We start from the raw sequence: 3282 nt of genomic DNA, 5'->3' as shown, positions 1-3282 counted from the left end.
CTTCGCTTTGAACTCCGCGCTGTAGCGCTTTCTCGTCGTCTTCATTCCCGTCCATTCCTTCAGGTCGGGATGAGCTTAACACCCTGTCCGATTTTCCGGCTCCACCTCAGCCATCCGATGTCAGTCTGATCTGATCAAGGCACAGCCTTCTCGTCATCGTTGCCAGGCCGATTTGTCAGGATGGCGCTCGTGATGAGCTGAACGAGATGATCGGCCCGTGGTGCGAATGAGGGTTGGTCGACCGCCCAGCCGAGAGCCGTTATCAGGGCGAACAGGTCGTCCCCATTCATATCGGCGCGCGCCGTTCCCTCGCCCTGAGCGCGAAGCAGTAGTCGCGCGCCTGCCGAGTGCACCGCCTCGCAGGAGGCATAAAGAGCGGAGTCCGGGTTGGTGTGGGCGGCCGCCATCATGGCAACGACACCCCTGTAGCCCTGGGTGAACGCCACCAAATCCCGAAACCACGAGAGCAGCGCGTTGTCGGCCGAAGCTGAGGTTTCGAGTTCCGCCGCCTGCTGCGTCAAGGCGTCCAGACGGGTGCACAGCAGGGCTTCAAACAGGGCTTCCCGCGTCGGGAAATGGCGAAGCAGCGTGGCCAGGCCGACGCCGGCGCGGCGGGCAATATCGCGCATCGATGCGTCGGCGCCATGCTCGGCGATGGCATCACGCGCGACGTTAAGAATCTGGCTGCGATTTTTTTCTGCGTCGGCTCGCATGGACTGCCTTGCTAAATGGATCAGTGATCCATATATCCGGATCGGTGATCCATTAGATAGTCTGCCTGTGCACAGATGGCAACAGGCCGCTGTCCGACACGACGGAAGGAAAGTCATGGGAAAGCTCGCGAGCAAGGTTGCCGTCATCACCGGCGGGGCCACTGGAATCGGCCTCGCTGCGGCAAAGCGCTTCATCGAGGAAGGCGCCTTCGTCTTCATCTTCGGCCGCCGGCAGGATGCGCTCGACGCCGCCGCGGCCGAACTTGGCCCCAATGCGCGGGCGGTGCAGGGTTCGGTTTCCGATGAGGCCGACCTCGACCGCCTCTACGCGACGGTGAAGGCCGAACGCGGAACCCTTGACATCGTCTTGGCCAATGCCGGGGCGGGAAGTCCGCTTCCGCTCGGCAAGATCACTGCCGGGCACATTGATGAAACCTTCGACACCAATGTGAAGGGCACGATCTTCACGGTCCAGAAGGCGCTGCCGCTGATGGGGCCGGGAGGTTCGATCATCCTGACCGGATCGAGCGCCGGCACCACGGGCGCGCCGGGGTTCACTGCCTACAGCGCAAGCAAGGCGGCCGTGCGTAACCTCGCGAAGACCTGGGCAGAGGACCTGAAGGGCACGGGCATCCGGGTCAACGTGCTGTCGCCCGGACCGACGGCGACCGAACTCGCGAAAGAAGCGCTGGGCGAGGAAGGTCAGAAGGTTTTCGCCTCGATGAATCCGCTCCAGCGGATGGCCGATCCGGCGGAAATCGGCGCGGTGGCAGTCTTTCTCGCCTCACCGGACAGCAGTTTCATGACCGCCAGCGAGGTCGCCGTCGACGGCGGCCTGGCGCAAATCTGATGCGCCACGCTTAGCCGGCCACTCCAGTAATCCGACCAAACACACCACGGAAGAATATAGAATGGACCAAGCTCTTAAAGGAAAAACTGCTCTCGTTACCGGGGCGTCGCGGGGCATTGGCCGCGCCATCGCCGAACGTCTCGCAAAAGATGGTGCGACGGTCGCGCTGACCTATAATGCCAGCAAATCTGGCGCAGACGAGGCGGTCGCGGCCATCGAGAAAGCCGGAGGCACCGCCTTCGCGGTCCACGCGGACCTCGTTGACCCAGCGACCGTCCCGACCTTGTTCGAGAGACTCGACGGCCAGTTCACCAAGCGGAACGGCAGCAAAGCCCTCGACATTCTGGTCAACAACGCCGGCAATTTCGGCTTTGTTGGTTTCAAGGACGCGACGCCGGACAGTTGGGACACCCTGATCGCGGTTTACGCCCGCGCCCCCTTCTTCATCGTTCAGGCCGCTCTGGATCGCCTCGCCGATGGCGGACGCGTCATCAACATCTCTTCCGCTGCCGCGACGAAGCCCGTGACGGCCGCGCCCGTCTATTCGATGGCCAAAGCGGCGATCAACAACCTGACCCATACGCTCGCAATCGAACTGGGGCCGCGCGGAATTACCGCGAACGCCGTGGCGCCGGGCTACACGCGAACGGACGCGAACGCCGCCTTTCGGGAGAATCCCGAACTCGCAAAGGCAGTCGAGGCCCAAATCGCGCTGGGCCGCTTTGGCGAGCCTTCGGAAATCGCCGCCGTTGTGGCGTTCCTGGCCTCCGATGACGGCCATTGGGTGACGGGCCAGACGATTGAGGCGAGCGGCGGCTACAAGCTCTGACGCGCCGAAAAACCGAAGGAGAATACAATGAGCTACGCAATCATCGGCTTCGGCAAGATCGGCCACGCTCTTGCCAAGGCGTTTGCCCGCAAGGGCATCGAAGTATCCGTCGCCACCACGCGCAATCCGGCAAGCTTTACATCCGATGCAGCCGCGATCGGACCCGAGATCATTCCCACCACCCTGGGGGAAGCCGTCAAGGCGGACATCATCTTTTTGGCTGTCCGCTTCGAGTCGCACCCGGAGGTCGCGAGGGCGCTACCCAATTGGAAGGGCAAGACCATCGTAGACGCGATGAACACGCAGGCCCCGCTTGAGGAACTGGACGGCCTCCCGTCCTCCGCCGTCGTCGCGAAGGCGTTCACCGGCGCCAGGCTGGTGAAAGGCTTCAATCATCTGGTCGCTGCCGTCTTGGACCAGGACCCCGCCGTGCATGGAGGCAGGAGAGTGGTGTTCCTGGCGAGCGACGACGAGAGCGCCGCAGCGGAGATCGGCGCGCTTGCGGAAAAGCTCGGTTTCGCGCCAATCAACCTTGGCGGGCTTTCGGAAGGTGGGCTGCTCGTCCACGCGCGCGGCGATCGCTGGGGCCGCCTGATCTTCAAGGATTTGGTCAAGTTCGACTGATGAATTGTGCCTGGGCGCTGCGCCATGAAGGCCAGCGCCCACATTTGAATACAACAATCCATCTTACTTGCGTTCTCGGGCGGCGCTCCCGCGAAGCGGGTTCGTGTACGGGGTGCACTGCAATCGGGCCGTTGATCAACGGACGGTATGGAAACTGTCAAACGAATTGAAGAACTGACCCCTTTGGCGAAACGAGGAACTGCCCCCCTCATGATGTGGTTGTCTCGACTTCCCTGATGGACGCTCCGGCCTTCTGCAGAAGGCCG

General features: G+C 62.6%; 4 protein-coding genes. 3 read left to right on the top strand and 1 reads right to left on the bottom strand.

Going from position 1 to position 3282, the window contains the following annotated elements:
* Positions 1-134: 134 nt before the first annotated feature.
* Entirely contained in the window at positions 135-713 is a 579-nt protein-coding gene (locus HLH48_RS22580) for a TetR/AcrR family transcriptional regulator (RefSeq protein WP_182999693.1), read from the bottom strand.
* Positions 714-828: 115 nt separating this feature from the next.
* Between HLH48_RS22580 and HLH48_RS22575 the strand changes: the two genes are divergently transcribed.
* The 3 genes from HLH48_RS22575 (at position 829) to HLH48_RS22565 (ending at position 3016) form a co-directional block, all read left to right on the top strand.
* Positions 829-1563, top strand: a complete 735-nt coding sequence (locus tag HLH48_RS22575; RefSeq protein ID WP_182999692.1) for an SDR family NAD(P)-dependent oxidoreductase — start codon at positions 829-831, stop codon at positions 1561-1563.
* Positions 1564-1624: 61 nt separating this feature from the next.
* Positions 1625-2392: an SDR family NAD(P)-dependent oxidoreductase gene (locus HLH48_RS22570; RefSeq protein ID WP_182999691.1), complete on the top strand. Its 768-nt coding sequence runs from the start codon at positions 1625-1627 to the stop codon at positions 2390-2392.
* A gap of 27 nt (positions 2393-2419) precedes the next feature.
* Complete coding sequence (locus tag HLH48_RS22565; RefSeq protein ID WP_182999690.1) at positions 2420-3016, top strand: NADPH-dependent F420 reductase; 597 nt, start codon at positions 2420-2422, stop codon at positions 3014-3016.
* Positions 3017-3282 lie beyond the last annotated feature (266 nt).

This window comes from Gluconacetobacter sacchari (assembly GCF_014174255.1).
Lineage (GTDB): Bacteria > Pseudomonadota > Alphaproteobacteria > Acetobacterales > Acetobacteraceae > Gluconacetobacter > Gluconacetobacter sacchari.
The sequence above is the reverse complement of the archived record's forward strand: the minus strand, read 5'-3'. Positions and strand labels throughout refer to the sequence as shown.